24 protein-coding genes and 2 pseudogenes are annotated in these 25,521 nt (G+C 69.1%); 6 read left to right on the forward strand and 20 right to left on the reverse strand.

The annotated features are described in order from the left end of the window. Positions 1–70: 70 nt before the first annotated feature. From D5R93_RS07730 to D5R93_RS14785, 6 genes and pseudogenes are all read right to left on the reverse strand, one after another. Positions 71–817 carry an ABC transporter permease gene (locus D5R93_RS07730; protein ID WP_120204621.1) on the reverse strand — a complete coding sequence of 249 codons (747 nt, stop codon included), beginning with the start codon at positions 815–817 and terminating at the stop codon, positions 71–73. After that, positions 814–1,617, reverse strand: a complete 804-nt coding sequence (locus tag D5R93_RS07735; protein WP_205570019.1) for an ABC transporter ATP-binding protein — start codon at positions 1,615–1,617, stop codon at positions 814–816. Before D5R93_RS07735 ends, D5R93_RS07730 begins: the two co-directional genes overlap by 4 nt. A gap of 98 nt (positions 1,618–1,715) precedes the next feature. Further along, on the reverse strand, positions 1,716–2,336 hold the full coding sequence (locus D5R93_RS07740; RefSeq protein WP_243106662.1) for a TetR/AcrR family transcriptional regulator: 621 nt from the start codon (positions 2,334–2,336) through the stop codon (positions 1,716–1,718). Continuing rightward, entirely contained in the window at positions 2,333–2,461 is a 129-nt protein-coding gene (locus D5R93_RS14530) for a hypothetical protein (RefSeq protein ID WP_279221326.1), read from the reverse strand. The genes D5R93_RS07740 and D5R93_RS14530 overlap by 4 nt, the downstream gene beginning before the upstream one ends. A 91-nt stretch (positions 2,462–2,552) precedes the next feature. Further along, complete coding sequence (locus D5R93_RS14075; protein ID WP_243106663.1) at positions 2,553–2,792, reverse strand: 16S rRNA (uracil(1498)-N(3))-methyltransferase; 240 nt, start codon at positions 2,790–2,792, stop codon at positions 2,553–2,555. Positions 2,793–2,986: 194 nt separating this feature from the next. Next, positions 2,987–3,250 (reverse strand): annotated as a pseudogene (locus D5R93_RS14785) (RNA methyltransferase PUA domain-containing protein); the annotation flags it as partial. A gap of 86 nt (positions 3,251–3,336) precedes the next feature. On the opposite strand from D5R93_RS14785, the gene D5R93_RS07750 reads away from it, so the two are divergent. Continuing rightward, entirely contained in the window at positions 3,337–4,146 is an 810-nt protein-coding gene (locus D5R93_RS07750; protein ID WP_120204622.1) for a YggS family pyridoxal phosphate-dependent enzyme, read from the forward strand. Here the strand turns inward: D5R93_RS07750 and dnaJ are convergent. Together dnaJ and hrcA are read right to left on the reverse strand one after the other, a co-directional pair. After that, positions 4,133–5,255: pseudogene (dnaJ, locus tag D5R93_RS07755) on the reverse strand (molecular chaperone DnaJ). The gene D5R93_RS07750 and the pseudogene dnaJ sit on opposite strands and share 14 nt — an antisense overlap. Positions 5,256–5,318: 63 nt before the next feature. Continuing rightward, entirely contained in the window at positions 5,319–6,419 is a 1,101-nt protein-coding gene (gene hrcA / locus D5R93_RS07760; RefSeq protein ID WP_119835974.1) for a heat-inducible transcriptional repressor HrcA, read from the reverse strand. 250 nt (positions 6,420–6,669) lie between these two features. On the opposite strand from hrcA, the gene D5R93_RS07765 reads away from it, so the two are divergent. Then, entirely contained in the window at positions 6,670–7,776 is a 1,107-nt protein-coding gene (locus tag D5R93_RS07765; protein ID WP_423243295.1) for a DUF3097 domain-containing protein, read from the forward strand. A gap of 45 nt (positions 7,777–7,821) precedes the next feature. Here the strand turns inward: D5R93_RS07765 and D5R93_RS07770 are convergent, their stop codons facing one another. Further along, positions 7,822–9,231: a sodium:proton antiporter gene (locus D5R93_RS07770; protein ID WP_119835975.1), complete on the reverse strand. Its 1,410-nt coding sequence runs from the start codon at positions 9,229–9,231 to the stop codon at positions 7,822–7,824. Between the two features lie 261 nt (positions 9,232–9,492). Here D5R93_RS07770 and D5R93_RS07775 point away from each other — a divergent pair, with 261 nt between their 5' ends. Further along, positions 9,493–10,266: a potassium channel family protein gene (locus tag D5R93_RS07775; protein ID WP_120204624.1), complete on the forward strand. Its 774-nt coding sequence runs from the start codon at positions 9,493–9,495 to the stop codon at positions 10,264–10,266. Here the strand turns inward: D5R93_RS07775 and D5R93_RS07780 are convergent. Further along, on the reverse strand, positions 10,214–11,041 hold the full coding sequence (locus tag D5R93_RS07780; protein WP_243106664.1) for a hypothetical protein: 828 nt from the start codon (positions 11,039–11,041) through the stop codon (positions 10,214–10,216). The genes D5R93_RS07775 and D5R93_RS07780 overlap by 53 nt on opposite strands. A 175-nt stretch (positions 11,042–11,216) precedes the next feature. Between D5R93_RS07780 and D5R93_RS07785 the strand changes: the two genes are divergently transcribed. Both D5R93_RS07785 and D5R93_RS07790 read left to right on the forward strand, forming a co-directional pair. Next, positions 11,217–12,245 (forward strand): sugar-binding transcriptional regulator, encoded by a 1,029-nt coding sequence (locus tag D5R93_RS07785; RefSeq protein ID WP_119835977.1) that lies wholly within the window; start codon positions 11,217–11,219, stop codon positions 12,243–12,245. A gap of 148 nt (positions 12,246–12,393) precedes the next feature. Beyond that, the gene (locus D5R93_RS07790; RefSeq protein WP_120204626.1) at positions 12,394–13,101 is read left to right on the forward strand and encodes an alanine--tRNA ligase-related protein; all 708 of its coding nucleotides are present in this window, start codon (positions 12,394–12,396) and stop codon (positions 13,099–13,101) included. An 18-nt stretch (positions 13,102–13,119) separates the two neighbouring features. Here the strand turns inward: D5R93_RS07790 and D5R93_RS13555 are convergent, their stop codons facing one another. From D5R93_RS13555 to D5R93_RS07825, 6 genes are read right to left on the reverse strand one after another with little or no spacing between them, the layout of a single operon-like run. Next, entirely contained in the window at positions 13,120–13,686 is a 567-nt protein-coding gene (locus D5R93_RS13555; RefSeq protein WP_341466861.1) for a DAK2 domain-containing protein, read from the reverse strand. After that, a complete protein-coding gene (locus D5R93_RS07800) occupies positions 13,629–13,919 on the reverse strand; it encodes a dihydroxyacetone kinase family protein (RefSeq protein ID WP_120204630.1) in 291 nt (96 codons plus the stop codon). Before D5R93_RS07800 ends, D5R93_RS13555 begins: the two co-directional genes overlap by 58 nt. A gap of 11 nt (positions 13,920–13,930) precedes the next feature. Beyond that, positions 13,931–14,950, reverse strand: coding sequence for a dihydroxyacetone kinase subunit DhaK (locus D5R93_RS07805; RefSeq protein ID WP_120204632.1), 1,020 nt, complete (start codon positions 14,948–14,950; stop codon positions 13,931–13,933). 51 nt (positions 14,951–15,001) lie between these two features. After that, the gene (locus D5R93_RS13560) at positions 15,002–17,167 is read right to left on the reverse strand and encodes a PTS transporter subunit IIC (RefSeq protein WP_205570021.1); all 2,166 of its coding nucleotides are present in this window, start codon (positions 17,165–17,167) and stop codon (positions 15,002–15,004) included. Positions 17,168–17,215: 48 nt separating this feature from the next. After that, positions 17,216–17,518, reverse strand: a complete 303-nt coding sequence (locus D5R93_RS07820) for a PTS sugar transporter subunit IIB (protein WP_119835983.1) — start codon at positions 17,516–17,518, stop codon at positions 17,216–17,218. 39 nt (positions 17,519–17,557) lie between these two features. Then, on the reverse strand, positions 17,558–18,031 hold the full coding sequence (locus D5R93_RS07825) for a PTS sugar transporter subunit IIA (protein WP_119835984.1): 474 nt from the start codon (positions 18,029–18,031) through the stop codon (positions 17,558–17,560). Positions 18,032–18,542: 511 nt separating this feature from the next. Here D5R93_RS07825 and D5R93_RS07835 point away from each other — a divergent pair. After that, the gene (locus tag D5R93_RS07835) at positions 18,543–19,817 is read left to right on the forward strand and encodes an ATP-binding protein (protein ID WP_162933884.1); all 1,275 of its coding nucleotides are present in this window, start codon (positions 18,543–18,545) and stop codon (positions 19,815–19,817) included. Positions 19,818–19,940: 123 nt separating this feature from the next. Here the strand turns inward: D5R93_RS07835 and hemW are convergent, their stop codons facing one another. The 4 genes from hemW to glf form a co-directional block, all read right to left on the reverse strand. Next, positions 19,941–21,197: a radical SAM family heme chaperone HemW gene (gene hemW, locus D5R93_RS07840; protein WP_119835985.1), complete on the reverse strand. Its 1,257-nt coding sequence runs from the start codon at positions 21,195–21,197 to the stop codon at positions 19,941–19,943. Then, entirely contained in the window at positions 21,194–22,228 is a 1,035-nt protein-coding gene (gene trmB, locus D5R93_RS07845) for a tRNA (guanosine(46)-N7)-methyltransferase TrmB (protein ID WP_423243296.1), read from the reverse strand. Before trmB ends, hemW begins: the two co-directional genes overlap by 4 nt. A 6-nt stretch (positions 22,229–22,234) precedes the next feature. Further along, positions 22,235–24,112, reverse strand: coding sequence for a translation elongation factor 4 (lepA, locus tag D5R93_RS07850; protein WP_119835986.1), 1,878 nt, complete (start codon positions 24,110–24,112; stop codon positions 22,235–22,237). A 197-nt stretch (positions 24,113–24,309) separates the two neighbouring features. After that, complete coding sequence (glf, locus tag D5R93_RS07855) at positions 24,310–25,479, reverse strand: UDP-galactopyranose mutase (RefSeq protein ID WP_119835987.1); 1,170 nt, start codon at positions 25,477–25,479, stop codon at positions 24,310–24,312. Positions 25,480–25,521: the final 42 nt, after the last annotated feature.

A 25,521-nucleotide genomic window follows, 5' to 3' on the forward strand; every position in this document is an offset into this window, starting at 1 on the left:
CACGGGCGGGGCCTGTGCTGGCGGCAGTCGGTGAGAGTCGCCGCACACACGGCACCGTGGAAACGGCTGCTCACCGGGTCCGCCGAGGCACCGTCAGAGCGGCCAGGACCAGTGCCACCAGCCCGAAGCACAGCAGGTAGACAAGGTTGCGGGTGAGGTCCCCAGAGGGGTCAGCCACCGTCCTCAGCTCGTCAACGACGTCAATCCCCCAGCTCATGGGCAGCACACCCCCAACCACCTCCAGGGCGCGGGGGAGCTGGTCACGGGGTACCAGGAGCCCGCACAGGAACAGCTGGGGGATGATGACTACGGGCACGAACTGCACGGCCTGGAACTCGCTGCGGGCAAAAGCGGAGACGATCAGTCCCAGCGCTATCCCGACGAAGGCGTCAAGCAGCCCCACCAGGACCACCCACCCCCAGGCGGCCTCGACCTCCACGTCCAGGCCCCAGGCACCCACAGCGCACAGGACGAGGATCTGCACCACGGCAGTGGCGGAGAAGGCGGTGGCATAGCCGAACAGCAGGTCGGCCCGATAGGTAGGCGTGGTCCACAGCCTCTCCAGGGTGCCGCTGGTGCGCTCGCGCAGCATGGCGACACTGGTGACCAGGAACATCATCGTCATGGGCAGGATCGCCATCATGGACACGGCGACCCGGTTGAACAGGACGTCCCCACCGGCAGAGTCGACATAGACGAAGTACAGCAGGGTCAGCAGCACCGACGGGACTACGGAGATGAGCACCAGGGTGCGGCGGTCGGCACGCAGCTGGGTCAGGATCCGCGCGGTGGCGGCCAGGTAGGTACGTAGGCTCATCGCAGGTCCTCCTTGGCGCCCTCGGCACTGTGGGTGATGACGGCCAGGAAGGCCTCGTCGAGTGTCGTGGCCCCGGTATCCTCCAAGAGCTCGGGCGCGGTGGTGGAGGTCAGGAGGCGCCCCTCACGCATAAGGAGTACCTGGTCGCAGCGGAAGGCCTCGTCCATGACGTGGCTGGAGACCAGCAGAGTGGTCCCCTCCTGAGCCATGGTCCGGAAGCTCTCCCACAGCTCCTCCCGGGTCAGTGGGTCCAAGCCCACGGTCGGCTCGTCCATGACGAGCAGGTCGGGACCAGCCACCAGCGCGCAGGCCAGGCTCACTCGGCCCGCCTCCCCGCCGGAGCAGCTGGACACGGGCCTGTCTGCCAGGGCAGTCAGGCCCACCAGGTCCAGGACCTCCTGGACGTCACGGGCGCGAGCACCCGCGACCCTGGCGAAGTACCTGAGGTTCTGGCGCGCAGTGAGGTCCTTGTAGACGACCAGCCCCTGGGTGACGTAGCCGACGCGCCCGCGCACCGCTGGCGTGCCGGGGCCATGACCCAGCACGCTGACCCGGCCCCGGTAGCGCTGGACGCCCACCAGGGTACGCATGAGCGTGGTCTTGCCACATCCTGAGGGGCCGAGCAGCCCGGTCACGGTGCCGGGCGCGAGGCTGAGCCCCAAGCCGTGGAGGATCTCCTTGCGCCCGCGGGAGACGTGCAGGTCGGCTACCTCCACCGCAGCCGTGTGGCCAAGCGCTGCGCTCGCGTTGACAGCAAGGTCCTGCGGCGCCGCGAGCGCTTCGGTTCTGCTTTTCATCATGTGATGAATATAGGGTGCGACAAACCCTGTGTCAAGGCAGATTACGGTTTGGTTGAGGGCTGCTTCCTCTTAGTCGTTGAGGTCGGCGCCCTCCTGGCTCACCGCCTCCTCGGTCTCATCCTCAGCCAGCCGACCAACGGCGTAGCGATGCACAGTGGGGCCCACCAGGGCGACCAACTCCCCACCTCAAGGGCGGCGAACGGCTCCGCACGTACCACCCAGCGGACCAGCCCCATGCCGATGAGCTGGCTGGCGACGAGCTGGGTACGCAGCTGGGGCCGGTCCGGGGAGACCCGCTCCATCAGGGGGCCGATGGTCCCACCAAAGACAAACTCGGCCACCGGGGCAAGGCTGTCCTGGCTGCCCGTCGCGGCCCGGAAGACGGCGGCGAACCGGTCCGCCCCGACCTCGTCCCACAAGGAGACGAAGGACCTCACCAGGTTGGCACCAATGTCTTGCTCAGGCAGCCGGGCTATCTCGGCCGCCCTGGCGCCCAGGTCCATCTGGACCCCTGCACTCAGCGAGATGACTGCGGCCGAGAACAGGGAGGCACGGTCGGGGAAGTAGTGGTGGACCAGGGCCGGGTCCACACCTGCCTGGCGGGCGATCCCCCGCAGCGACGTCTGGTAGCCGTCGCGGGCGAAGGCTGTTCGCGCGGCGGCCAGGATCGACTCGCGGGTGTCGGGGGACCCGGCCGGGCGCCGCCCTCGCGGACTCACCTGGCCACCTCCGCCGGGAACGCGCCTGCTGGCTCCCACAGGCCCGCGTGCTGGGCCAGGACAGCCAGGCCGACCGGCCCAGCCGAGGCCGTGCGCATGACGTGAGGACCCAGGCGCACCGTCACCGCCCCCGCCTTCTCAAGGGTGGTGACCTCCTCCCCTCGATACCACCCTCAGGGCCGACGATGACGGCCAGCACCGGCCGCTGCGAGGCAGTTAACACAGCCCCAGGCCCCGCAAGGGCAGGCAGCAGGGCCGACAGGGGCGCCCTCGCCTCCTCGTGGAGGAGACCCACCACTCCCCGGCCTCCACGGTCGCACGTACCCACTGGGCCAGCTCGTCGGTGGAACGCACCTCCTCCACCCGGGGCACGACGGCACGGCGGGCCTGCTTGGCCGCCTCCCGGGCGGTGGCCTGCCAGCGTTCCTGCCCCTGGAACGCCTGGCCCCCTGCCACACAGACACACACCGCCTGGCCTGCCAGGGCAGAAGTGTCTCCGCACCGACCTCGGTGGCGGTCTCTACCGCCTGCTCGTCACGCCCCCCTTGGCCAGGGCCTGGACCAGGACGAGGCGCACCGGGGGCGCAGGCTCCACCACCCGCTCCACCACCCGCACCCCAGCCGGTCCCTGGCGCCGCCCCGGCGGAGGTCACCGTGCACACCAGCCGCAACCCTGCCCCGTCAACCAGGTCCACCCGCTCAGGCTCACGCAGGCGTCGCACGCTGACGGCGTGGTGGGCCTCAGGACCGGTCAGGACGATCTCGTCGCCGCTGTCAAGGCTGGAGAGCACCAGGCGAGTCCCAGAGCCGGGCTGAGAACCAGACGGGGAAGGGGCGGCAGATGCCTCCTGCCGGGCAGAGGAGCCAGCGGGCTCAGCCGTGCCAGGAGTGACGACAAAGACGGGCGCGCTCACGCGCCCAGGCTACGACCAGCGCAAGCCGCTTCGCAGTACCGTGTGCCGCACGGTACCGGTGTCGCATAGGTGTAGCGTCGTTGCTCATGACATCTTCTCCCGTACGCACCGGCGTCCCCGACGAGGCCGGTAACGGTACCGGCTCCGTCGGTACCGATACCGCCGCGTTGGTGGAGAGCTTCCGCCACAGGCTGGCCGCCGTGCGCGCCCGTATCGACGCCGCTGCCCACCGGGCTGGCCGCAACCCGGCGCAGGTCCGTCTCCTTCCCGTGTCCAAGACCGTGCCGGAGGAGCGGCTGAGGGCCGCCTACGCGGCGGGCGCCACCCAGATGGGCGAGAACAAGGTCCAGGAGGCGCGGCGCAAGGCGGGCAGCCTGGCTGACCTCGGGATCGCCTGGGTCCTCATCGGCCACGTCCAGACCAACAAGGCCCGCGACGCGGCAGCCCTCGCCGCTGAGCTCCAGTCGCTGGACTCCCTGCGCCTGGCCCAGGCCCTGGACCGCCGCCTCCAGGCTGCCGGGCGCAGCCTGAACGTCTACGTCCAGGTCAACTCCTCCGGCGAGACCTCGAAGTTCGGCCTGGAGCCCGCTGAGGTCCCGGACTTCCTGGCACGGCTCCAGGCCTACCCTGCCCTGAGGGTCCAGGGCCTCATGACCCTGGCGGCCCACACCACGGACCAGGCGCGTGTGCGTGAGTGCTTCCGCCTGGTGCGCCAGCTGCGTGACGATGCAGCACAGGCGGGAACTGTGGGGCCGGGGCTGCTGTCCATGGGCATGAGCGGGGACCTTGAGACGGCCGTCGAGGAGGGCTCGACCTGTGTGCGTGTGGGGCAGGCGATCTTCGGTGCCCGCCCCACTCCGCCGCAGACAGGCACGGGTGGGGTCACCGCCCGGTGAAGCGCTCCTTGAGCTTGCCCATGACGGACTCCTCCCTGGGTGGGGCGACGTCGTCCTCCCCCCGCAGGCTGGCCAGCTCGGCAAGCAGCTGGCGCTGGCGCTCGTCAAGACCGGTCGGGGTCTCCACCACCACCGTCACGTGCAGGTCCCCCCTGCCCTTGCGGCGCAGCCTGCCCACGCCCAGGCCGTCAAGGACGATCTCGTCACCGGGCTGGCTTCCCGCCTTGACAGTGACCTGACGCTCTCCGTCCAGGGTCTGAAGGGGGAACCTCGCCCCCAGGGCTGCCGCTGTCATGGGCACGCGCAGCTCGGTGTAGAGGTCGTCGCCGTCACGCTCCAGGAAGTCGTGGCGCTTCTCGTGGATCTCCAGGTAGAGGTCGCCGTTGGGTCCGCCCGCGGGGCCAGCCTCCCCGCGACCCGACATGCGGATACGGGTCCCTGTGGACACTCCCGCTGGGATCGCCACCTCCAGGTCCTGGTGGGCGTGCTTGCGACCCTCCCCGGAGCAGTCCTTGCAGGGGGTGACGATGACCGTCCCATAACCCTGGCATCCCGGGCAGGGCGAGGAGGTCATGACCTGGCCCAACAGCGTACGCGTCATGCGCTGGATAGTGCCCGTCCCGTTGCACTGGGAGCACGTCACCGGGTCCGTGCCCGGTGCGCAGCAGGAGCCCCCGCAGGTGGTGCATGCCACGTAGGTATCGATGGGGACGGTACGGGTGGCCCCGAAGGCGACGTCGGAGAGCTCGACCTCCACGGCTACCAGGGAGTCCTGACCGCGTCGGGCGCGTGAGGCAGGGCCGCGGGAGCCGGCACCACCCCGAAGAAGGACTGGAAGATCCCTCCCAGGTCACCGAAGTCGGCACCGGCGAACCCGCCCGGACCGAACCCGCCCCGTGCAGCGCCTCCTCGCCACCGAGGTCGTACATCTGACGCTTCTCGGGGTCGGAGAGGACCTCGTAGGCGGTGGAGACCGCCTTGAACTCCTCCTCGTGACCCGGTCCCGCGACGTCAGGGTGGAGCTGACGAGCCTTCCTGCGGTAGGCCTTCTTGATCTCCTCAGCGTCCGCCTCGCGGCTGACGCCCAGGACCTCGTAGTAGTTGCTCACGTCGTGCGCTTCCTTCGTGTCCGTCGTGGGATAGGTCCGTGGTCTTCGTCCCGGCAGGGCTGGCTACCAGCCCTCCTGGTCCTGCTCAGAGCGCTCCTCCCGGGGCGGGGAGAGGAAGCGGGAGAGGTAGTGGGCTACCGCCCGCACCGCAGCCATGGTGGCTGGGTAGTCCATGCGGGTGGGACCGATCACCCCCAGGTGCGCAATCGCGTCGCCCTGCGTCGGTCCGTATCCGGCGGTGACGACCGAGGCCTCGGCCAGGGCGTCGTCGTCGTTCTCCGAGCCGATCGAGACCCTCATCCCGCCCTGCTCACGACGAAGAGAGGACTCAGTGAACAGGCGCAGCAGGACCACCTGCTCCTCGACGGCGTCCAGAAGCGGGCCCAGGGAGGAGAAGTCGGGGACAGCACGGGCCAGGTTTGCGGTCCCGGCTACGGCTAGACGCTCCTCGGCATCCGGCCGTAGCGCCGAGACGAGCTCGTCAGTCACCGCCGTCAGGAGGAGCCGCTCCTCGGCAGAGACCTGCCGGGCCAGGGATGCCAGTACCGGAGCCACCTCGGCCGCCCGGCGTCCCACCAGCGCGGAGTTGAGCCGGGCACGCACCCGTTCCAAGACCGCCGGAGGCACCGGCTGTGACCGGGGCAGATCCGTGTGCTCCTCATGTGCGGGGGGTAGGGTGACGGTGCGCTGCTCCACACGGCCGGTGTCGGTGATGATGACCAGCAGGACGCGGCCGGGGGCCAGCGCCACGAGCTCCAGGTGCTGGAGGGTTGTCAGCCTCAGGCTGGGGTACTCCACCACCGCCAGCTGTCCGGTCAACTGGGCCAGTGCGCGCACGGTGCGAGCCACGACCTCCTCCAGGTCCACCCCGCCCGTCAGGAGCGCGGCGATAGCGGCCCGCTCCGGCGGCGACAGCGGCTTGACACGTGCGACCTGGTCCACGAAGAGGCGGTAGCCCTTCTCCGTCGGCACCCGGCCGGCGGAGGTGTGAGGCTGGAGGATGTAGCCCTCATCCTCCAGGCTGGCCATGTCGTTGCGGATAGTGGCCGGGGAGACCCCCAGGTGATAACGCTCCGTCAGCGCCTTGGACCCGACGGGCTCACGGGTGCGCACGTAGTCGGTGACGATGGCAGACAGGACCTTGAGGCGGCGGTCGTCTGCCATGCGCCCGTCTCCTTCCTGTGGCTACTTCCCGTGGCAACACAGCCCTACGGGCCTACGGCGCGCCGCCGGGCGGCGTGCGCCCTAGGCTCCGCCCGGCCCTGACTGGCTCCGTCTGCCCGGCGTCGGCTCCGCGCTGGATGCGCCGCTGCCTGCGGCACATCTGGCACTCACCGGGTGTGAGTGCCATCCTACGCCGCCCGACGGCGGGTCCGCCGCCTGCAGGCCGTGAGGTTCCCCTACCGTGCCGAGGGTGAACACTCCCGCTCCCTACCGCCAGCCAGTCCCCGGCTCGACTGCGGCGCGGCGCGCCGCCCTGCGTGCACGTGCTCAGGCACGCACCACCCAGGTGCCAGGTGCGGGGACGAGCCGGACGACGGCAGCGGGCCAGGCTCCTCCGGATCCGCCCTCCCCTGCGCCGACCTCATCGGCGCAGGGTCCGCTGCGGCAGCCCTCCTCCACCGACCGTTACGGCAGCGACGTGCTGTCGGCCGACCCGCACCGGGTAGGTCCGGCAGCAGTGCGCCCGCAGTCAGCCCCCCTGCGGGTCTCGCGCGGTCTGGTGGTTGAGGACCGCCAGACCGGCTTCGTGGGAGCCGTGGTCGCGGTGGAGAAGTCGGGCGGCCAGCATCTGGTGGTCCTGGAGGACCGCCACGGAACCCGCCGCGCCTTCCCCCTGGGGCCGGGGTTCTGGGTGGAGGGCCGCCCCGTACTCCTGGAGCCGCCCGCACCTGCCAGGCGCAGGCCCACCGGTCCGCGCAGCGCCTCGGGTCGCAGGCTGACCGCCTCGGGGTCCTACGCCGTAGAGGGGGAGGAGACCGGGGCAGCCAAGGTGGCACGCGCCTCACGGATCTGGGTGGAGGGCCGCCACGACGCCGAGCTGGTGGAGAAGGTCTGGGGGGACGACCTGCGCCACGAGGGGGTCGTGGTCCTCCTGCTGGAGGGCGTGGACAACCTGGCGCGGGTCATGGCTGAGTTCGCCCCCTCTCCCACCAGGCGCGCCGGGGTGCTCGTGGACCACTTGGTGGCCGGGTCCAAGGAGTCGCGCATCGCCCAGGAGGTCGCGGCAATGCCCGGGGGCAACAACATCCTCGTCCTGGGCCACCCCTACGTGGACGTGTGGCAGGCGGTCAGGCCCGAGCGCCTGGGTCTGAGGGCCTGGCCACAGGTGCCGCACGGCACCGACATCAAGCACGGGACGCTGGAGGCCCTAGGGTGGCCGCACGACTCCCAGGCGGACGTGGCCCACGCCTGGAAGCGGATCCTGGGGCGGGTCCACTCTTACAAGGACCTGGAGCCTAGCCTCCTGGGACGCATGGAGGAGCTGATCGACTTCGTCACGGCTCCCGGGACGCGCTGAGTCCGGCAACATACGGGCACGCCCACCTAAGCGCACCCGATGCGCCTACTCCTGCGGGTCAGCCAGATGCAGGCGCCGCGAGCGGGTCAGCAGCCTCACGTCACGGGCCAGGAGGGCCACGACCACCACGACCCCCAGGACCCGCCACCAGGCGCCCGGGGCGAGAAACAGCAGGACCATCGCGGTGATGACCGGAACCAGGTGCTGGAAGGAGCGCAGCATGTAGCCGCCGAAGGAGGGCATGTCCACACCGTCGGCGTCGGCCACGGACTTGACCATGAAGTTGGGGCCGTTACCGATGTAGGTGATCGCCCCGCACAGCACGGCTCCCAGGGAGATCGGCACCAGGTAGGCCTCAGGCACGCCCGCTACCGTCGCGCCGCCGGGATGGGCGACCTGCCCCGCCATCTCGAAGAAGGTCGCGTAGGTAGGGGCGTTGTCTAGCATGGAGGACAGTCCCCCGGTAAACACGAAGAAGGTCACCTCGTTGAGAGGCAGCTGCCCGGCAACCTCGTCCAGGTAGTGCAGGGCCGGGATCATGGTGAGGAAGATGCCGATGAACAGGGCCGCGACCTCGGCAATGGGTGCCCAGGTGAACTGGTTGTCAACAAAGCGGGTCTCACGGTCACCCAGCAGGAAAGAGGCGGCAGCGGCAGACAGCATGAGGATCTCACGCAGCGGAATCCACGACATCAGGGTGGCATGGCCGGACTCAACAGCCTCGACGTCCACCGAGGGCACGAAGGCAACCGCGGCGACGATCACGGCGAAGAACGCAAAGTTGAACGCCCCCTTGAGCCCCAGAGGCTCGATGTCGGTCTCGTCGGCAGCCACGGCAGCGGCAGGCTCGCGCGCGTAGTAGTAGGAGTCCAGAGCGTAGTAGCTGATGAGCAGCATGCCGTTGACGAAGAGGTACTCCGGCAGGAGGCTGAAGGTCCAGGTGAAGGGCACACCACGCAGGAAGCCCAGGAACAAGGGCGGGTCTCCCAACGGGGTGAGCAGCCCGCCACAGTTGGCCACGATAAAGATCGTGTACAGCACGGTGTGGACCCGGTAGCGCCGCTCCCTGTTGGTGGCCAGCAGGGGACGGATCAGCAGCATGGCGGCACCGGTGGTCCCCACGAAGGAGGCGATGAGCCCGCCGACGGCCAGGAAGATGGCGTTGTTGCGCGGCGTGGCCCGGATGTCCCCCTTGAGGAAGATCCCCCCGGAGACCACGAAGAGGGACAGGAGCAAGGCGATGAACTGGGCATACTCCACCACGGAGGCGAAGACGACCTGCCAGCCCCCGGCCACCCACATCCAGGCGGCTACTGGCAGTCCCAGCCCCAGCGCCACGAGCAGCTGGCTAGAGCGTCTCTCCCACCAGTGGGAGGTGGCGGGGACCAGGGGCAGGACGGCGATGCTGGCCAGCATGGCCGCAAAGGGCAGGACAGACCACCACTCCAGGTGCACGGATCACTCCTTCGTCAGCGGCTACCAGCAGGTGCTGACAGCCTCGGAGTCCGCCACGTGGCGCCCGGCTCAGGATCCGGAACGGCACCCAGGCACGTTCCGACACGTGGGCACACGAGGGCAAACGCCTGCGACTGTACTCCTGCCTGGGCGCACCTGTCACGCGGGGTCGAGGCAGCGGGGGCGCTCAGGGCTCCGGGAAGCGCCCCCGGCGCAGGCCAGCACGATCGCCAGCCGCTGCCGACACTACGATCGGCAACCATGAGGCGCACGCGGCAACAGCGCACCGACCTGCTCCTGACCCTGGTGGCGGTGGCCTACCTAGGGCTGTACTCCTGGGAGGTCGTCGCGGATCTGCCACCGAGGATCCCGGAGGCAACCAGCCTCGCGGTGAGCGCGTGCTTCCTCGGTGACTACCTGGTGCGGCTGCGTGCCGCCACCCACCGGTGGCACTGGGTCACTCACCACCTGCTCGACCTGGTGGTCGTGGTACTGCCCGTGCTCCGGCCGCTGCGGCTGCTGCGCCTTGTGATGGTGCTACGGGTGTTCCACGGCACAGTCGGCAGGGCGCTGCGCGGCAAGGTCATCGTCTACGCCGCCAGCGGGGCGGTTCTGCTCGCCTGGGTAGGGTCGCTGGCCGTCCTGGAGGCAGAGCGCTCAGTAGACGGAGCGACGATCACCAGCCTCGGTGACGCCCTGTGGTGGTCCCTGGTCACCATGACCACCGTGGGCTACGGCGACATCGCGCCGGTCACGACCACCGGGCGGCTAGTGGCCATGGTCTTCATGATCACCGGAGTTGCCCTCATCGGTGCAGTGACGGCAACACTGTCGTCCTGGATCGTGGAGCGAGCCACGGACCAGGAGCCGCAGGACCAGGTGCCCGGGGAAGGGTCGGCACCCCCGGTTCCCAGCACCCGTCCCAAGCCTCCTGCCCTCCAGCGCCCTGGGCCGCGCCGCCCCATGGTCCCCACGAACCGAGTCAGCGTGCGACGTCGTGGCCCTGGACCCGCACGTAGGCGTAGGCAGTCATGAGTGTGACAAGCGGGACGGTGACGACCCAGCCGACGACCGTGATGACACCAAGGACCAGCAGGCCGAACCCGGCCAGCGCGAAGGGGACCAGCCGTCCTGCGTTGCCAGCGAGGAGGCTCGTGGAGGCAGTTATGCCCTCAATGCCGTTCACCCCCTTGTCCGTGGTGACGTAGACGGCAAAGTACAGCAGGTAGGCAGCGATGATCCCACCGGCGCCAAGGAGGAAGAAGGTCAGGACCCCGGCCAGGACAACAGCCAGAGAGGTGAGGAGACCTGCGAGGAGTCCTCCGCCCAGGTTCGGGAAGGACACGAGGTCGCTCCAGGTCACCCGCTGCCCAGCGGCTGTCCTGAGCGCGACATTGGCCAGGGCGATGCTGCTGAGCAGACGGAGTACAAAGCTGAGCAGGCTACCCAGAAGACCCAGCCCAAGACCGTAGCTGTAGGTCTCACCGTTGACTGTCGTCTCCGCGTTGAAACCGATACTTGACAGGACCGTCCAGACGAGGATGCCGACGAAGAGCACAAGAGGGTTGGCCATGAGCCTTGACCAGGCCCAGGACAGGCCGTCACCTACCCCCATGGCGGGAATTGTCGGCGCACCGTAGCCGGGCACACCGTAGCCGGACTGGGCATAGCCCGGCTGGCCGTATCCCGGTGCCGCACCAGGCTGGCCTCCCCACTGGCCGTAGCCGGGCTGGGGCTGGGGCGCACCGGGGTACTGGTCGGAGGCACCAGGGTACTGGCTGGGGTACTGAGGGTTTGAAGGTGTTGTCATGGACCTATCATGGCGCACTTCCACGGCGCCCCCTGCCATCTGTGCCGTCGCCCTGTGTCCCCGCCCGAAAAGACCGCGACCAGGCACCTCTCTGTAGCACCTATTCCAGCACCTTGCGTCCGGCTGCCGGCACCGGACCCTGCTGCGACCGGGGCACAGGCTCTACGATGGTGCTGTGGCCGACGCTGGCAGACGAGACGACATCGAACTGCTGCTGCGGGTCTCGCGCATGTACTACGAGGAGCAGCTCACTCAGGCTGAGATCGCCCGCAGGGTGGGATACTCGCGCGCCAGTGTCTCTCGTATGCTGACCCGGGCGAGGGAGACGGGAATCGTGACGATCTCCATCTCGCACCCGCTGGAGAGGATCCTGTCTGTCGAGCGGGGACTGCGCCAGGCGCTGCCCCTTCAGGTTGTCCGGGTCACGCCGACACACGACGACAATATCCTCGACGCCATCGGACGCAGCGCCGCCGAGCTCCTCACCGACACCGTCACGGACGGCCAGGTGGTGGCCGTGGGCAACGGGCGCTCGGTGGCCGCCACGGCGCGGCATCTGCGCCCGGTCCCCCGCACAGGGTGCACGATCGTCCAGCTGCTGGGGTCAGTTCCCGGCGGCCTGCCCGCCTGGGGCCGGGACGCTCCTACAGTGTGCAGCCGTATCGCCCAGAGACTGGGAGCCAAGACCGCGCGAATGGCGGTCCCTCTCATGGTGGACGATCCGGCCCTGCTCCAGCCGCTGATGCGCGAGGAGAAGGTAGCCACCGTCCTGGCCCTGGCTGCGAGGGCCGATGTGGCGCTGGTGGGGGTTGCCGGGATCGAGGCCCACGGGGCAGGAAACATCCTGGCGGAGTACCTCACGGCGGAAGTGAGGGAGGCGATCCGAGCAGGCGGTGCCACCGGTCACATTCTTGACCACCACTTCGACGCCCGCGGGCGGCACGTGCCCACGCCGCTGACGGCGCGCACTCTCGCCCTGCCGCTGCGCGACCTCAGGAAGATCCCCCTGGTCATCGGCGTGGCGGCGGGCAGCGACAAGGTGGAGGCCATCGTCAGCGCGGTACGCGGCGGCATCCTCAACGGCCTGGTCACCGACGACGAGACCGCCTCCTCGATCCTCCAGCACGTCCACGAGATCAGGACCAGGGGCCACGACATCAGGGCCGGGGCGGCTCCCGGCCGAGGTACGCCGACCAGGGGCTAGCGTCCCGCATCGTTTATTTTTGGAGAAGTCAGCCAGGTGAGAGACTGCTAGAGTCCCTAGGAGACGGCAGCACGGTCCTTACCTTCTTCCCCGACTTCCCCGACCGGGGCGAGCTGTACACAGACATCCTGTAAGGAAGATCCAGCACATGACGACCAGCCCTGACGATCACACCGAGCTCCTGTACAACGACGACCCCTATATGACCAGGGCGACAGCAACAGTCACCGAGGTCTCAGGAGAGGATGTCGTCCTGGACCGCACGCTGTTCTACCCCGAGGGCGGCGGACAGGCCGCCGACACCGGCCGCGTCGCAGGCCACCAGGTGGCAGGCCTGCGCCGCGAGCGGGTCCGCCTCGAGCAGGTGGGGACTGGCGCCGCCGTGCCCGTCGCGGCAGTGGTTATGCATACCCTGCCCGGCCACGACCTGGACGTCGGGGACGTGGTCGACCTCGAGCTGGACTGGCAGCGCCGCTACGACAACATGAGGACCCACACCCTGGCCCACCTGCTCTACATCGCTGTCAGCGAGCACCTCCAGAGCCGTGACCTGCCGGTGGTCACCAGGGGCTGCCAGATCGAGGGCGAGGCGGCGCGCTTCGACTTCAGCGCCGACATCGGCGCGCAGTCCCTCCCCGAGATCGAGACCAGGGTGAGGCAGCTACGAGACGCGGCCCTGGACGCCCATATCGAGAGGCAGGACAGCGGGCTACGGCTGTGGCGGGCGGCAGAGTTCTCAATCCCGTGCGGCGGCACCCACGTGACCTCCACCAGCGAGATCGACGGCGACCTCCACGTCAGGCGCCGCCGCAAGGGGCGCGGGCTGACCCGCCTCTACGTCTCCCGCCACGCCTAGAACCCGGACGCGCCCCGCTCACTCCTGCCCGGTACGACCGCTACGAGCCGTCCTCCAGGCGAGGATGCCCTCGAAGATAAGCCTGCCGACCTCGGCCCCGCCGTCCAGGGCACCAACGCTGCGGTCGGCGGAGTAGGCCGCGCGTCCGTGGACGGCACGCATCTGCCGGGTTGCGGCCGAGCCCGCAGCCGCAGCCCGGGCTGCCCTGCCAAGGGCGGCAGTCACCAGATCTGCAGTCATTGGGTCTGCCGTTCGGGGCTGCCCCTCCCCCACCTCCACAGGCACCGTCTCCGCCAGCGCCCAAGGGTGCTCCTCACGCAGCAGAGGCTCTCCCGCCCGCTGCGTGTCCTCCGTGTCCTCCGCCGCCCGCGGCGGCGCCACCGCACCGACAGCCTCCTCCAGCGCCTGCACAGCGGGCAGCAGCGCGTCCAGGAGCGTCTTCTCCCCCGGGGCGCACTCCGCCCGGGCCATGATGGTCTGCGTCCCAGCCCGCAGCGCCCTCGTGGTGGTGGACAGGTCCGCCTCACTCAGTCCCCGCAGGGACCTGGCCATCCCCATGAGGCCGAAGCTGAGGATCGTCCCCAGGGAGGACGGCGCGGCCTCGTTGAGGACCCGCGCCCCTGCCGGAAGGCCTGGCCCAGGTCCGTCGGCGCGCTGCTGCCAAGAAAGCTGGCTACCGCCGCGAACCCGTCGTCCATGGAGACGCCCAGGTCGCCGTCACCGCCCACCTGGTCCAGCCTGACAAGGTAGTCGCGGTTGCTCGTCATGACAGCACTGACGGAGGTGAAGACCTGGGAAAGAGTGTCCGTGGTAAGCACAGCACGACCTCCTACCTGCTAGTACCCGCACTGGTGGCGGTGTAGAAGGGCGAGACCGCTGGCGCCTGAAGCAGACCGCGCAGCTGGTCATCCAGGCGCAGGACCGTCACCGACAGGCCCGCCATCTCCATGGAGGTGGCGTACTCCCCCACGTGGGGCATGACGATGCCGACCCCGCGGGCGCTCAGGAGGGAATGCACGCTGCGATAGACAATGAGCTGCTCCTCCAGCGGTGTAGCCCCCAGACCGTTGACCATGACGCAGACCTCCTCGCCCTCGGACAGGGGCATGTCCGCCTCAATGGTCTCCACCGCGAGCTGAGCCACCTCGTGGGCGCTCATCATGGGCCGGGTCTCGATACCCGCCTCGCCGTGGATGCCCATGCCGACCTCAATGTCGTCCTCGCCGACGCTGAAGGTAGGCTCACCGACCCGGGGCACGACACACGGGGACAGGGCGAACCCGATGGTACGGGTACGGTCCAGCGTGCGCTGTGCCACGGCAGCGACCTCCTCCAGGCCCAGACCCTCCTGCGCGGCTGCTCCCGCGGTCTTGAAGGCCAGGACCAGCCCGGCTACACCGCGCCGCCTGGAGGCCTCCTCAGGGGGCGCGCTGGCGACGTCGTCACGGGCCAGCACCTGGCGGGTCTCGATGTCGTCCAGGTCGACGTCGTCGCAGGCCATCCGGAAGTTGAACAGGTCCCCGTTGTAGTTGCCGTACAGGCACAGCACCCCGCGGCCACGGTCGCAGGCCCGGATCATGTCAGCCATCTTCTGCGCCGAGGGCGAGGCGAAGACCTCCCCGACGGCACAGCCGTCCAGCAGGCCCTGGCCCACGTAGCCCAGGAACAGGGGCAGGTGCCCGCTGCCCCCTGCGGTGACGACGCCAACCTTGTCCTGGCGGGTCGGGTACCGCGAGACCAGGACCCGGTAGTCGCCGTCGAGCAGGCCCACCCGGTCTCCGTAGGCCGCCTCAATGCCCTCCATGGTGTCACGGACAAAGGAGTCGGCGGTATTAAGCAGCTTCTTCATGGCAGTGTCCTTTCCAGTCGGTTCCAGTCGGTGTCCTTTGTGGTGTCGTGCTCACCTGGGCGCCTGGCCCTCAGGCAGGCTGATCTCCTCCGGGTAGGACCAGGCACCGAGCTCGTCGGGGGTCAGGCTGCCCGGCTCCTGCCCACCGGAGGCGACCAGGCTGTGGTGGTAGAGCTGCGCCAGCTCCTCGATGTAGGCGGCCTTGAGGTAGGCCTCGTAGATGCCGCGCGAGTCCACGGCGACGGTCCCGTGCTTCTCCAGCAGCACACAGTCCGCCTCCCGGGCCGCCTGGGCCACGGAAGCAGCCAGCCCAGGGGTGCCGGGGCGCGCGTAGGGGGCTACCGGGACCCGTCCCCGGGACAGCCCGAGGCTGGCCACCTCGTAGACGATGGCCGGAATCGGCCTGCCCAGCACGGCAAAACTCGTGGCGTACACCGAGTGCGTGTGCACCACGGCCACGACCTCGGGGCGAACCCGGTAGACCTCAAGGTGCATGAGGGCCTCGCTGGAGGGACGTAACCCGGACTCGTTCTCCACGACCCGAGCCTGGCCGTCCAAGACGACAACGTCGCGCGGGCTCATCTGGTCCCGGTCCAGCCCCGCCGGCGAGACGGCGACGAGACCGCTCTCCTGGTCACGCACGGAGAAGTTGCCCGACCTGTGCTTGCACAGGCCGTCGTGCTGGGCACGCCTGCCGATCTCGCACAGGTCCTTCTTCAACGGCTCCAGCATGGATGGTGCTCCTTTTCTTTTTATAGTCAGGTAGTAGTCAGGTACGGATGGGTGATGGAAGAGCCGGGGTCCCCAGGCGGGTCCCGGGGGTCCCTGCAGCTCAGGCCTGGACGGTGGGCGCCCCGCCTGCCGCGGCCTCGGCGCGGGCCTGGTCGCGCTCCCGCACGAGACTGCGCGAGTAGAGGACAAAGCACAGCAGCCAGGCCAGGAAGATCCCCAGGGGAGCCAGTTGCCCTCTACCACCTGCATGAGGTGGGACAGGGAGTAGGTAAAGATCGGTGCGTCGATGGAGGAGTTCGAGATGGACTGCCCCGCTGCGAGGTCGACCGCCCTGGTGGTGTTGGCCAGCTCGGTCATGAAGGGGGCGAAGGCTGTCCCGGCCCACAGAAAGACCGGTGCGAAGATCGTGCACTGGATGATCATCCGGATGATGTTGCCGCGACTGGCAAAGAAGGCCCCTACGGCCACGCAGATGTTGATAATCCCGGCGAAGGGAAGAATGCCGTTGCCTGGCAGGAAGAAGGAGTAGAGGAGGGTGACCGGGACCGTCCAGATGACGGCGATCCATATCTCGTTGGACCCGCCCAGGAAGGGCCAGTCCAGCCCCACGTAGAGCCGACGGTCCCTGAACCGCGCCCTCATGAACTCCGATATGGCCTCCGATATGGGCTCCAGCGCCTGCATGAAGTACCTGGAGATCACCGGGAAGAGCGTCAGTGCGGTGGCGGCCTGGACCGCCAGGGTGAGCGTGGCAGCCACGTCGAACCGGGCCAGCACGCCGAAGAGCAGGCCGAGGACAAAACCCAGGACATGGTTCTCGGCGAGGATGCCGATCCTGTTGCGCAGGTCGGCGGCGTTGAAGGAGCGGTCCAGCCCGGGGACCCGGCGCAGCAGGCAGTCCACGAGGTACATGGGAGCCGCGATAAAGACCATCCGGTGGGTAATGGTCACCCCCGGTATCCCGGTCATCGCCTCCACCCGGTGCTGGTGGAAGTCGCCGGCCTTGAGCTCGAACACCGTCTGGACCGCGGCCAGGACAAAGGCGAGCCCGACGTTTCCGGTGATGGAGTAGACCGCGACGGCGGTGAAGATCTTGCCCCACACGTTCCACAGGTCCGCGTTGAAGGTCTCGGTCTGTCTGGCCAGGATCAGCACGACGTTGATGCCCACGACCAGGGGGAACATGAGGAAGGCGTAGGGCCAGGACCAGGAGATGGTGGACATGGTGGTCCACCCGCCGTCAGTGATGGGAAGGTCCACGCCCACCGTGGTGGACATGGCCTGGGCCGCGGGCGTGATGGCATCGGTCATGTAGCCGATCAGCATCGTCATGCCGGAGAAGGCCACGCCCAGGGTGACTCCCGCCGACAGCGCCTCCCTGGCCCGCATACCGACCGCGAGGCCGGCGGCAATCATGATGACGGGGACGAACACGGCTGCTCCCAGAGAGAGCAGAAACTCGACTGATCCCTGAAGAATCTGCATGGTGTCACCTCCTGAGGAGTCCTGGAAGGATTTTGGAAGGACCTGCCCTCAGGTGAGGGCCGGGTCCTGGCTCGCCCGAATCGCGGCCACGAGCCTGGCCATCTCCTCGTCCTGTCCGACCCCGGTCAGGAAGGCGATCCCGTTGATCTCGGGCACGCCTGCGCCCGGAGAACCCCGGACGATAGAGATATAGGCGGCCGCGTCCCTGAGGTGGCGGTCCACGGACTTCAGGTCAACGGCCTGGACGTCGGCCTCGACGCCAACCTCCTTGAGCATCCTGCTGACCTTGCTAGCGACGGTCTGCGACGTGGCGACACCGCTGCCGCAGGCAACAACAACCTTGGTCGTCATGGGAATCTGTACCTCCGTGAGTCTGGCTGGATGTCAGGGCTACGACGAGCCGCCTGCCACGGCCTCTCGCACGGCCCCGAGGTAGTCCTCGGCGGTGCGGGCCGCCAGCATCGTCGTCGTCAGCCCCGGCTGCTGGAGAGCCTGGAGCAGCTGCTGCAGCGTCTCGAGGTGCCCGCCGTTGCCGGTGAGGCCCAGGACGAGCACGAGCCGGACGTCGTGGACGACCTGGTCGCGCCCCATCTCCCGCCAGGGCACCGGCGCGCCCAGGCGCAGTAAGGCGATGAACGGGACCACAACGTGCTCGGGGTCGCAGTGCGGGATAGCGACAGCCTCGGGGGCCAGGGGCAGTGCCGTCGGATAGGCCTCCTCACGAGCCACCAGAGCCGCCCCGAAGGAGGGACGCACGTAGCCCCTGTCCTCCAGTGCCACCGAGACACGGTTGAGGACAGCCTTCTGATCAGGCTCAGACCAGTCCAGGAAGACGAGCTCCCTTCTCAGCAGGTCCCGGTGCACAGCGCCTCCTCGGCTCCGGGCGGAACGCCAGGACCTGCCACGCGGTCCAACCCGCTGACAGCGTCACCGCGATCCACCTTGATCCAGCAACGTGCCTCCAGCTTAGGAGGTCCGGCCGCCCCTGACAATAGGCTCCGCGAACATCTGTTCATCCGACATCCGATAAGACCTCCGCTGGGCAACGGATCCACAGCCGCTTTCCCACTCCGTACCGGGCAAAAGAGGCATCGTCGCCAAGACAGCAGCCGTGGCACGGACACTAACCAGAGACAACATCTGCACCGATGTCAATAGTCTTCTCCCTGTCCCCCTGTCCTTACACCCTCCAGGACGTGCCTGCACCGACCTGGGGACGCCTCTCACCGCCTGCACCCCTACCCCATTCCCCTCAGCACACACCCTGTCCGAGGCCGCAGCCGCCGGACAGGCCGCACAGCTTCTGCAAAGTCCCCACCAGGAACCCTGCAAAGTCCCCACCAGGAACCCTGCAAAGTCCCCACCAGGCTAGGATATGGCTGTGGACACCAGCGCGGTCACCGGAGTCACCTACCTACCACGAGCCGTGGACCCGCTCGTCAGCCGCGCTCTTGGCACGGTCGGAGCGGTCATCCTGGAAGGTCCGCGCGGCTGCGGCAAGACCATGACGGGTCTCCACCACTCCTCTTCCTACATCCTGCTCGACACGCCAGAGGCGCAGGCAGCCTCCCAGATCGACCCACGGATGCTGCTGGTCGGGGACAGCCCTCGGCTCCTCGACGAGTGGCAGACTATTCCCCAGGTATGGAACCTAGCGCGCCGGGAGGTTGACTTCTCCGCCGAGCCCGGCCACTTCATCCTGACCGGCTCCGCAGTCCCCGCAACCGACCCCGCACGCCACACGGGTGCCGCCCGCTTCATCCGCGTCCGGCAGCGAACCATGACCTGGGCGGAGAAGAACGGCGACCTCGACTCCGACGGCGTCTGCCTGCACGACCTCCTTGACGGAGCCGCTCCGCAGGCCTCCTTGGCCACCGTCCCGCTCACCGAGGTGGTCGCCGGGGTCCTTCGCCCTGGTTTTCCCAGGCTCGTCTCCCTGCCACGGGACATCGTGGCGCACAGCCTGGACAGCTACATCAAGGACACCGCCACCACTGACCTCAACCGCCTGTCGAGCCTTCGCTCAGAGCCAGTCGTCATCGAGCAGCTGATCGCTGCCCTGGCCCGGTCCACCGCCACCGAGGTCTCGCAGGCGACCCTGCGCAAGGACATCGCGCGGGTCCTGCCCGCTCCCTCCGAAGGAACCATGGCCAAGCTCCTGGAGCTCCTGGAACGGGTGTTCATGATTGAGCGCGTCCAGCCCTGGGCGACCCCCCTGCGGTCCAGGGCCCGGTTGCGTCGTTCTCCCGCATACCACCTGGCGGACCCCTCCCTGGCTGCTGTGGCCCTGCGTGCTGACGCAGACGACCTGACTGCGGACCTGGAGACCCTGGGCCTCCTGTTTGAGTCCGCCGTCATCCACGACCTGCTTGTCTACACGGAGGCCTTGGGAGGTTCCGTCTCCCGCTACCGCGACTCCAACGGGTACGAGATCGATGCCGTCCTCTCGCTGCCAGACGGTCGCTGGGCCGCGGTCGAGGTGAAGCTTGGAGGCGGGCAGGTGCAGCAGGGCGCTGCCAGCCTCGCAGCTGCCGTCGCCCAGATCGACGCCCCACCACCAGCGTTCCGGGCTGTCATCACCGGAACAGGCTTCACCGCCACCCTGCCCGACGGCACGCTCACCTTCCCGCTGCACCTGCTCCGCCCCTGACCCCGGGCATCGACAAGGAGAAGGAGACCAGGCGGGTCTGGGGCCAGCCACAGCACCCCAGCACCCCGCCAGTGTGTCGGCCCTGCCTCAGGACGCTCAGGGCGGGTCCGGACCCCGCCGCCTTCAGGTACCGCCCTGGACCAGCGCCCGTGTCACCGTGTCGGCCAGGAGGCGCCCCCGCAGGGTGAGGACCGCGCTTCCCTTGGCTGCGGCGGCCTTGTCGAGCAGGCCGTCACCCACCAGGGTGGACACGACCGGGACAAGGCGCTCCGGGTGCTGCGGCTCCAGCGCCCGCAGGTCCAGGCCCTCACGCAGACGCACGGCCAGCATCACCTGCTCCAACCGACGCGCCTGCGCGTCCAGGATCTCGTGCCCGGCCACCGGGAGCCTCCCGTCAGCCAGCTGCCCCGCCCAGGCCACCGGGTGCCTGGTGTTCCACAGGCGCACGTCTCCCAGGTGGGAGTGGGCTCCCGGCCCCGCACCCCACCAGTCCCAGTCACGCCAGTAGGCCTGGTTATGCTGGCAGGCCCGTCCCGGCCGCGCCCAGTTGGAGATCTCATACCACTGGTAGCCAGCGGCGGTCAGGGCCGCGTCAGCCATCTCATACTTGGTGGCCTCGTCGTCGTCGCTGGGCTCGACCAGCTCGCCGCGCCGCACCTGCGCCCACATCCTGGTCCCCTCCTCGATGACCAGGGCGTAGGCGCTGACGTGGTCCGGCTGTATCTCCAGAGCCGCCTCCAGGGAGCGCTGCCAGTCCTCTAGGGACTCCCCCGGAGCCCCGTAGATGAGGTCCAGGGAGGTCTCCAGGCCGCAGCGGCGGGCCCAGTCCACCACCAGAGGCACCCGATGAGGCTGATGGGTGCGCTCCAGGACTGCCAGCACGTGGGGCACCGCCGACTGCATACCAAAGGACACCCTGGTGAACCCTGCCCCGGCCAGTGTCTCCAGGTAGGCCTGGTCCACCGAGTCCGGGTTGGCCTCCGTGGTGACCTCCGCGCCCGGGACCAGCCCGAAGCAGTCACGGACCAGGCCCAGCAGGGCCGCCAGGTCCCCGGCAGGCAGCACCGTGGGCGTACCTCCGCCCAGGAACACCGTCCGGGCGGGCCTGGCAGGCAGCCCCGCCTCCTCCATAGCCGCCCGCGCCGCCTCCAGCTCGACAGCCACGGTACCCACGTAGTCAGCGGCGGAGGCACCCGCTCCCATGCTCAGGTTGGTGTAGGTGTTGAAGTCGCAGTACCCGCACCGCACCCGGCAGTAGGGCACGTGCAGGTAGACGCTGAAGGGGCGCGGCCCGTCCCCCGCCGGTAGTGCCGACCGCACCTGCGGCGGCAGCGTCCTGGGCCCGCTCAGGGGCGCTCCCTGCGGCTGGGAGGGACTCACGACTGCGACCGGCAGCCACTGGCACCCGCCAGGCTGCCCAGCGGGGTGGCGTCACGCAGGTGCCAAGGCTGGGATTCGTGCTGCTGCCACGAGCGCGCCTGGTCCTGGAGGGTCTGGAGCACGCTGGCACCCCTGCCAGGCTCCCAGGGGACCTCGGTACGTGTCACCGTCAGGTCACGCACGGTTCGGCCCGCCTCCAGACCCCGCTTCTCGAAGCGGGTCATGACCCGCCCGGCGTAGCGCGGGGACCACCCGCCCCGGATCCCGGCCGGGGAGCCCGGGTCGAGCCCGTTGCCCAGGCTGCCCTCCTGAGCTGCCTGCACCCCCAGGTCCGCTCGGGCACCCGCGTCGTCGTAGCGGAAGTAGGGCAGGGTGTCGTCAGCACGTATGCCCTGGGGCAGGGCGGAGACCTCCTCCGCTACGTCGCGCATCTGCCAGGCGTAGTCCGCCCAGTCCGTGGCCATGCGCCACACGCCGCCGGGACGCAGCACGCGCGCCACCGAGTCCGCGAAGCTCGTCGTCACCAGGCGGCGCTTGCGGTGTCGGGGCTTGCGCCACGGGTCAGGGAAGAACACCCAGACCTCGCTGGCACAGCCTACCGGAAGCGCCGTGGCCAGGAGCTGGGCGGCGTCGGCGGGAACCACCCTCACGTTGGGCAGCCCCTGGCGGCTAATAGCCGATACCAGGCGGGCCACAGCCGTCTCCCACACCTCCACGGCCAGGTAGTCACACTCCGGACGGGAGGCGGCGTGGGCCAGGAGGGCCTCACCGCTGCCGGGACCGACCTCCACCACCAGGGGGCGCACCTGCCCCACGTGACCGAAGACCTGCTCCGGGTCCAGGCGGAAGTCCGGGCTGACCGTGCGCACGGCGTCAGCCCGGGGGACGGGGACCACGTAGCGGGGCGCCAGGCGCGCCAGCGCCCGGGCCTGACCGGGACGCAGGCGCCCCCCGGCGCGCGAGTAGGAGCGCACCCGGGAGGGGATGGCGTGAGAGCGGGGCGGGTGCTGCTGTCCTGGCACGGAGCTCACCTGCGCTCACCTGTCCCTGCCGGTAGGGGTGTCCGCCCCCAGGGCCGCGACAAAGGCCTCCTGGGGGACGTCCACCCGGCCGATAGCCTTCATGCGCTTCTTGCCCTCCTTCTGCTTCTCCAGCAGCTTGCGCTTGCGGGTGACATCGCCCCCGTAGCACTTGGCCAGCATGTCCTTGCGCAGAGCACGGATGGTCTCTCGGGAGATGACACGGCTGCCCACGGCCGCCTGGACCGGCACCTCGAACTGCTGGCGCGGGATGAGCTCCTTGAGCCGCCTGGTCATCATGACCCCGTAGGAGTAGGCCGCCTCCTTGTGCACGATGGCGCTGAAGGCGTCCACCCGGTCCCCGTTGAGCAGGATGTCCACCTTGACCAGGTCGGCCTGCTGGGAGCCGTCCGGCTCGTAGTCTAGGGAGGCGTAGCCACGGGTGCGCGACTTCAGGGCGTCGAAGAAGTCGAAGACGATCTCCGCCAAGGGCAGCGTGTAGTGCATCTCCACCCGGGTCTCAGAGAGGTAGTCCATCCCCGACATGGCCCCGCGGCGGGCCTGGCACAGCTCCATGACGGTGCCCACGTACTCCGAGGGGGTCAGGATGGTGGCGCGCACCACCGGCTCGCGCACACCCGCGATCCTCCCCTCAGGGAACTCGCTGGGGTTGGTCACCGTGTGAGTGGTGCCGTCCTCTGTGGTCACCTCGTAGACCACAGAGGGGGCGGTGGAGATAATGTCCAGGCCGAACTCCCGCTCCAGGCGCTCGCGGATAATCTCCAGGTGCAGCAGACCCAGGTAGCCGCAGCGAAACCCGAAGCCCAGGGCCACCGAGGTCTCCGGCTCATAGGTCAGGGCGGCGTCGTTAAGCTTGAGCTTGTCCAGGGCCTCGCGCAGCGCCGGGAAGTCGGAGCCGTCCACGGGGAACAGTCCGGAGAAGACCATCGGCCTGGGCTCCTGGTACCCGGCCAGGGGCTCGGTGGCGGGCCGCAGCGCGGAGGTCACCGTGTCGCCGACCTTGGACTGGCGCACGTCCTTGACCCCGGTGATGAGGTAGCCGACCTCACCCGGCCCCAGCCCCTGGGTGGGAACCGGCTCCGGGCTGATGACCCCGATCTCCAGCAGGTCGTGAACGGCACCGGTGGACAGCATCTCGATGCGCTCACGGGGTCGCAGCGCCCCGTCGACGACGCGCACGTAGGTGACCACACCCCGGTAGGTGTCGTAGACGGAGTCAAAGATCATGGCGCGCGCGGGAGCGTCGGGGACCCCGGAGGGCGGGGGGACGGCCTCCACGATGCGGTCGAGCAGCTCGGGCACGCCCTGGCCGGTCTTGCCGGAGACCTGCAGGACGTCGTCGGTGTCGCAGCCGATGAGCGAGGCGATCTCCTCGGCATGGCGCTGCGGCTCGGCAGCAGGCAGGTCGATCTTGTTGAGCACGGGGATGATAGCCAGGTCCCCCTCAATGGCCAGGTAGAGGTTGGCCAGAGTCTGGGCCTGGATGCCCTGGGCGGCGTCCACCAGGAGCACCGCGCCCTCACAGGCGGCCAGGGAGCGGCTGACCTCGTAGGAGAAGTCCACGTGCCCGGGGGTGTCGATCATGTTGAGGGCGTAGGTGGCCGCGGTCCCGTCCGCGCCGGTCACGGCCCAGGGCATGCGCACCGCCTGGGACTTGATGGTGATGCCCCGCTCGCGCTCGATGTCCATGCGGTCCAGGTACTGGGCGCGCATGTCCCGGGGCTGGACCACGCCGGTGGCCTGGAGCATACGGTCGGCCAGGGTGGACTTGCCGTGGTCAATGTGCGCGATGATGCAGAAGCTGCGCAGCCGCTCCTGCGCGGTGGCGGCAGGCTGCACGCCGTCACGCTGGTCGGGCGTGGGGATCGGTGACACAGGGGCCTTCCAGGAGGGCGCCGCGGGGGCGCAAGGTCAGGGTCTGAGCCTAGTGTCCCACGCACCGGGGCTGCCTCCCTCCCGGTGGCGCTGTGAGACCTGACCAGGGGCAGCACAAGCAGCAGAAACGTCACAGGGCGACATGGTGCCTTGTTGTCTTCTGACGTTTCTGCTGCCTGAGCGCGCGTAGGGACACCTCAGGAGCGCAACCAGGGCCGTACCACCTGCTCGAAGCAGTCCAGGGCCGCCGCCACTGTCTTGTCCATGTCCAGGTAGCGGTAGGAACCCAGCCTGCCGCCTAGCACCACGCGGCTACGCTCCTGCTCCCGGGCGGCCAGCTCCTGGTAGCGGACCAGGCGCTGCCGGTCACGGGACGTGCCCACCGGATAGTAGGGCTCGTCCCCGGCCCCGGCGTCGCGAGAGTACTCCCGGGTGATAACCGTGGCGTCGTCGGGGTAGCTGCGCTCGGGGTGGTAGTGGCGGAACTCGTGGACGCGGGTCCAAGGCACGCTGGCGTCCACCTGGTTGATGACAGCAGTGCCCTGGAAGTCCCCCGTGGGCACCACCTCGGTCTCCATGTCGAGGGTCCGCCATGACAGCTCGCCGAAGCAGCTGTCGAAGTATCGGTCCAGGGCACCGGTGTAGACCACCGGCACCCGCCCCACGCAGGCCTCACGGGTGAGCGGCCCCAGACCCGCCAGGAAGTCCTCCCCCAGCCGCACCTCGATACGCGGGGAGTCCAGCATCGCCTCCACCCACGCCGCGTAGCCCCCCAGGGGGATGCCCTCGTAGCGGTCGGAGAAGTAGCGGCTGTCATAGGTCAGGCGCACGGGCAGGCGGGTGATGATGGAGGCGGGCAGCTCGGCAGGGTCGGTCTGCCACTGCTTGGCCGTGTAGTCGCGGATAAAGGCCTCGTAGAGGGGCCGCCCGATGAGGCTGACGGCCTTGTCCTCCAGGCTGGTGGGCTCCTCACCGGCACGGGCAGCCTCGGCGGCCTGCTCGCGCAGGAGCGAGCGGGCCTGGTCCGGCCCCATGGCGGTGCGGAAGAACTGGTTGATGGTGCCCAGGTTGATCGGCATCGGGTACACCTCGCCGCGGTGCTGGGCCCACACCCGGTGCTGGTAGCCGTTGAAGGCGGTGAACCGGTTGACATAGGCCCACACCCGCTCATCAGAGGTGTGGAAGATGTGGGAGCCGTAAGTGTGGACCTCAATACCGGTGGCCGGGTCCGCCTGGGACCAGACGTTGCCGCCGGGGTGGTCACGTGCCTCCAGCACGACGACGTCGATCCCCAGCTCCTCCGCCGCGCGCTGGGCCACCGTGGCTCCGAACAGGCCTGAGCCCACTACGACAAGATCCGCCCGCACACCAGTCTCCCTTCAGCCGACCGACTCCGGTCCGACAGTGGC

The sequence above is a fragment of the Actinomyces lilanjuaniae genome, from assembly GCF_003606385.1.
Taxonomy (GTDB): domain Bacteria; phylum Actinomycetota; class Actinomycetes; order Actinomycetales; family Actinomycetaceae; genus Actinomyces; species Actinomyces lilanjuaniae.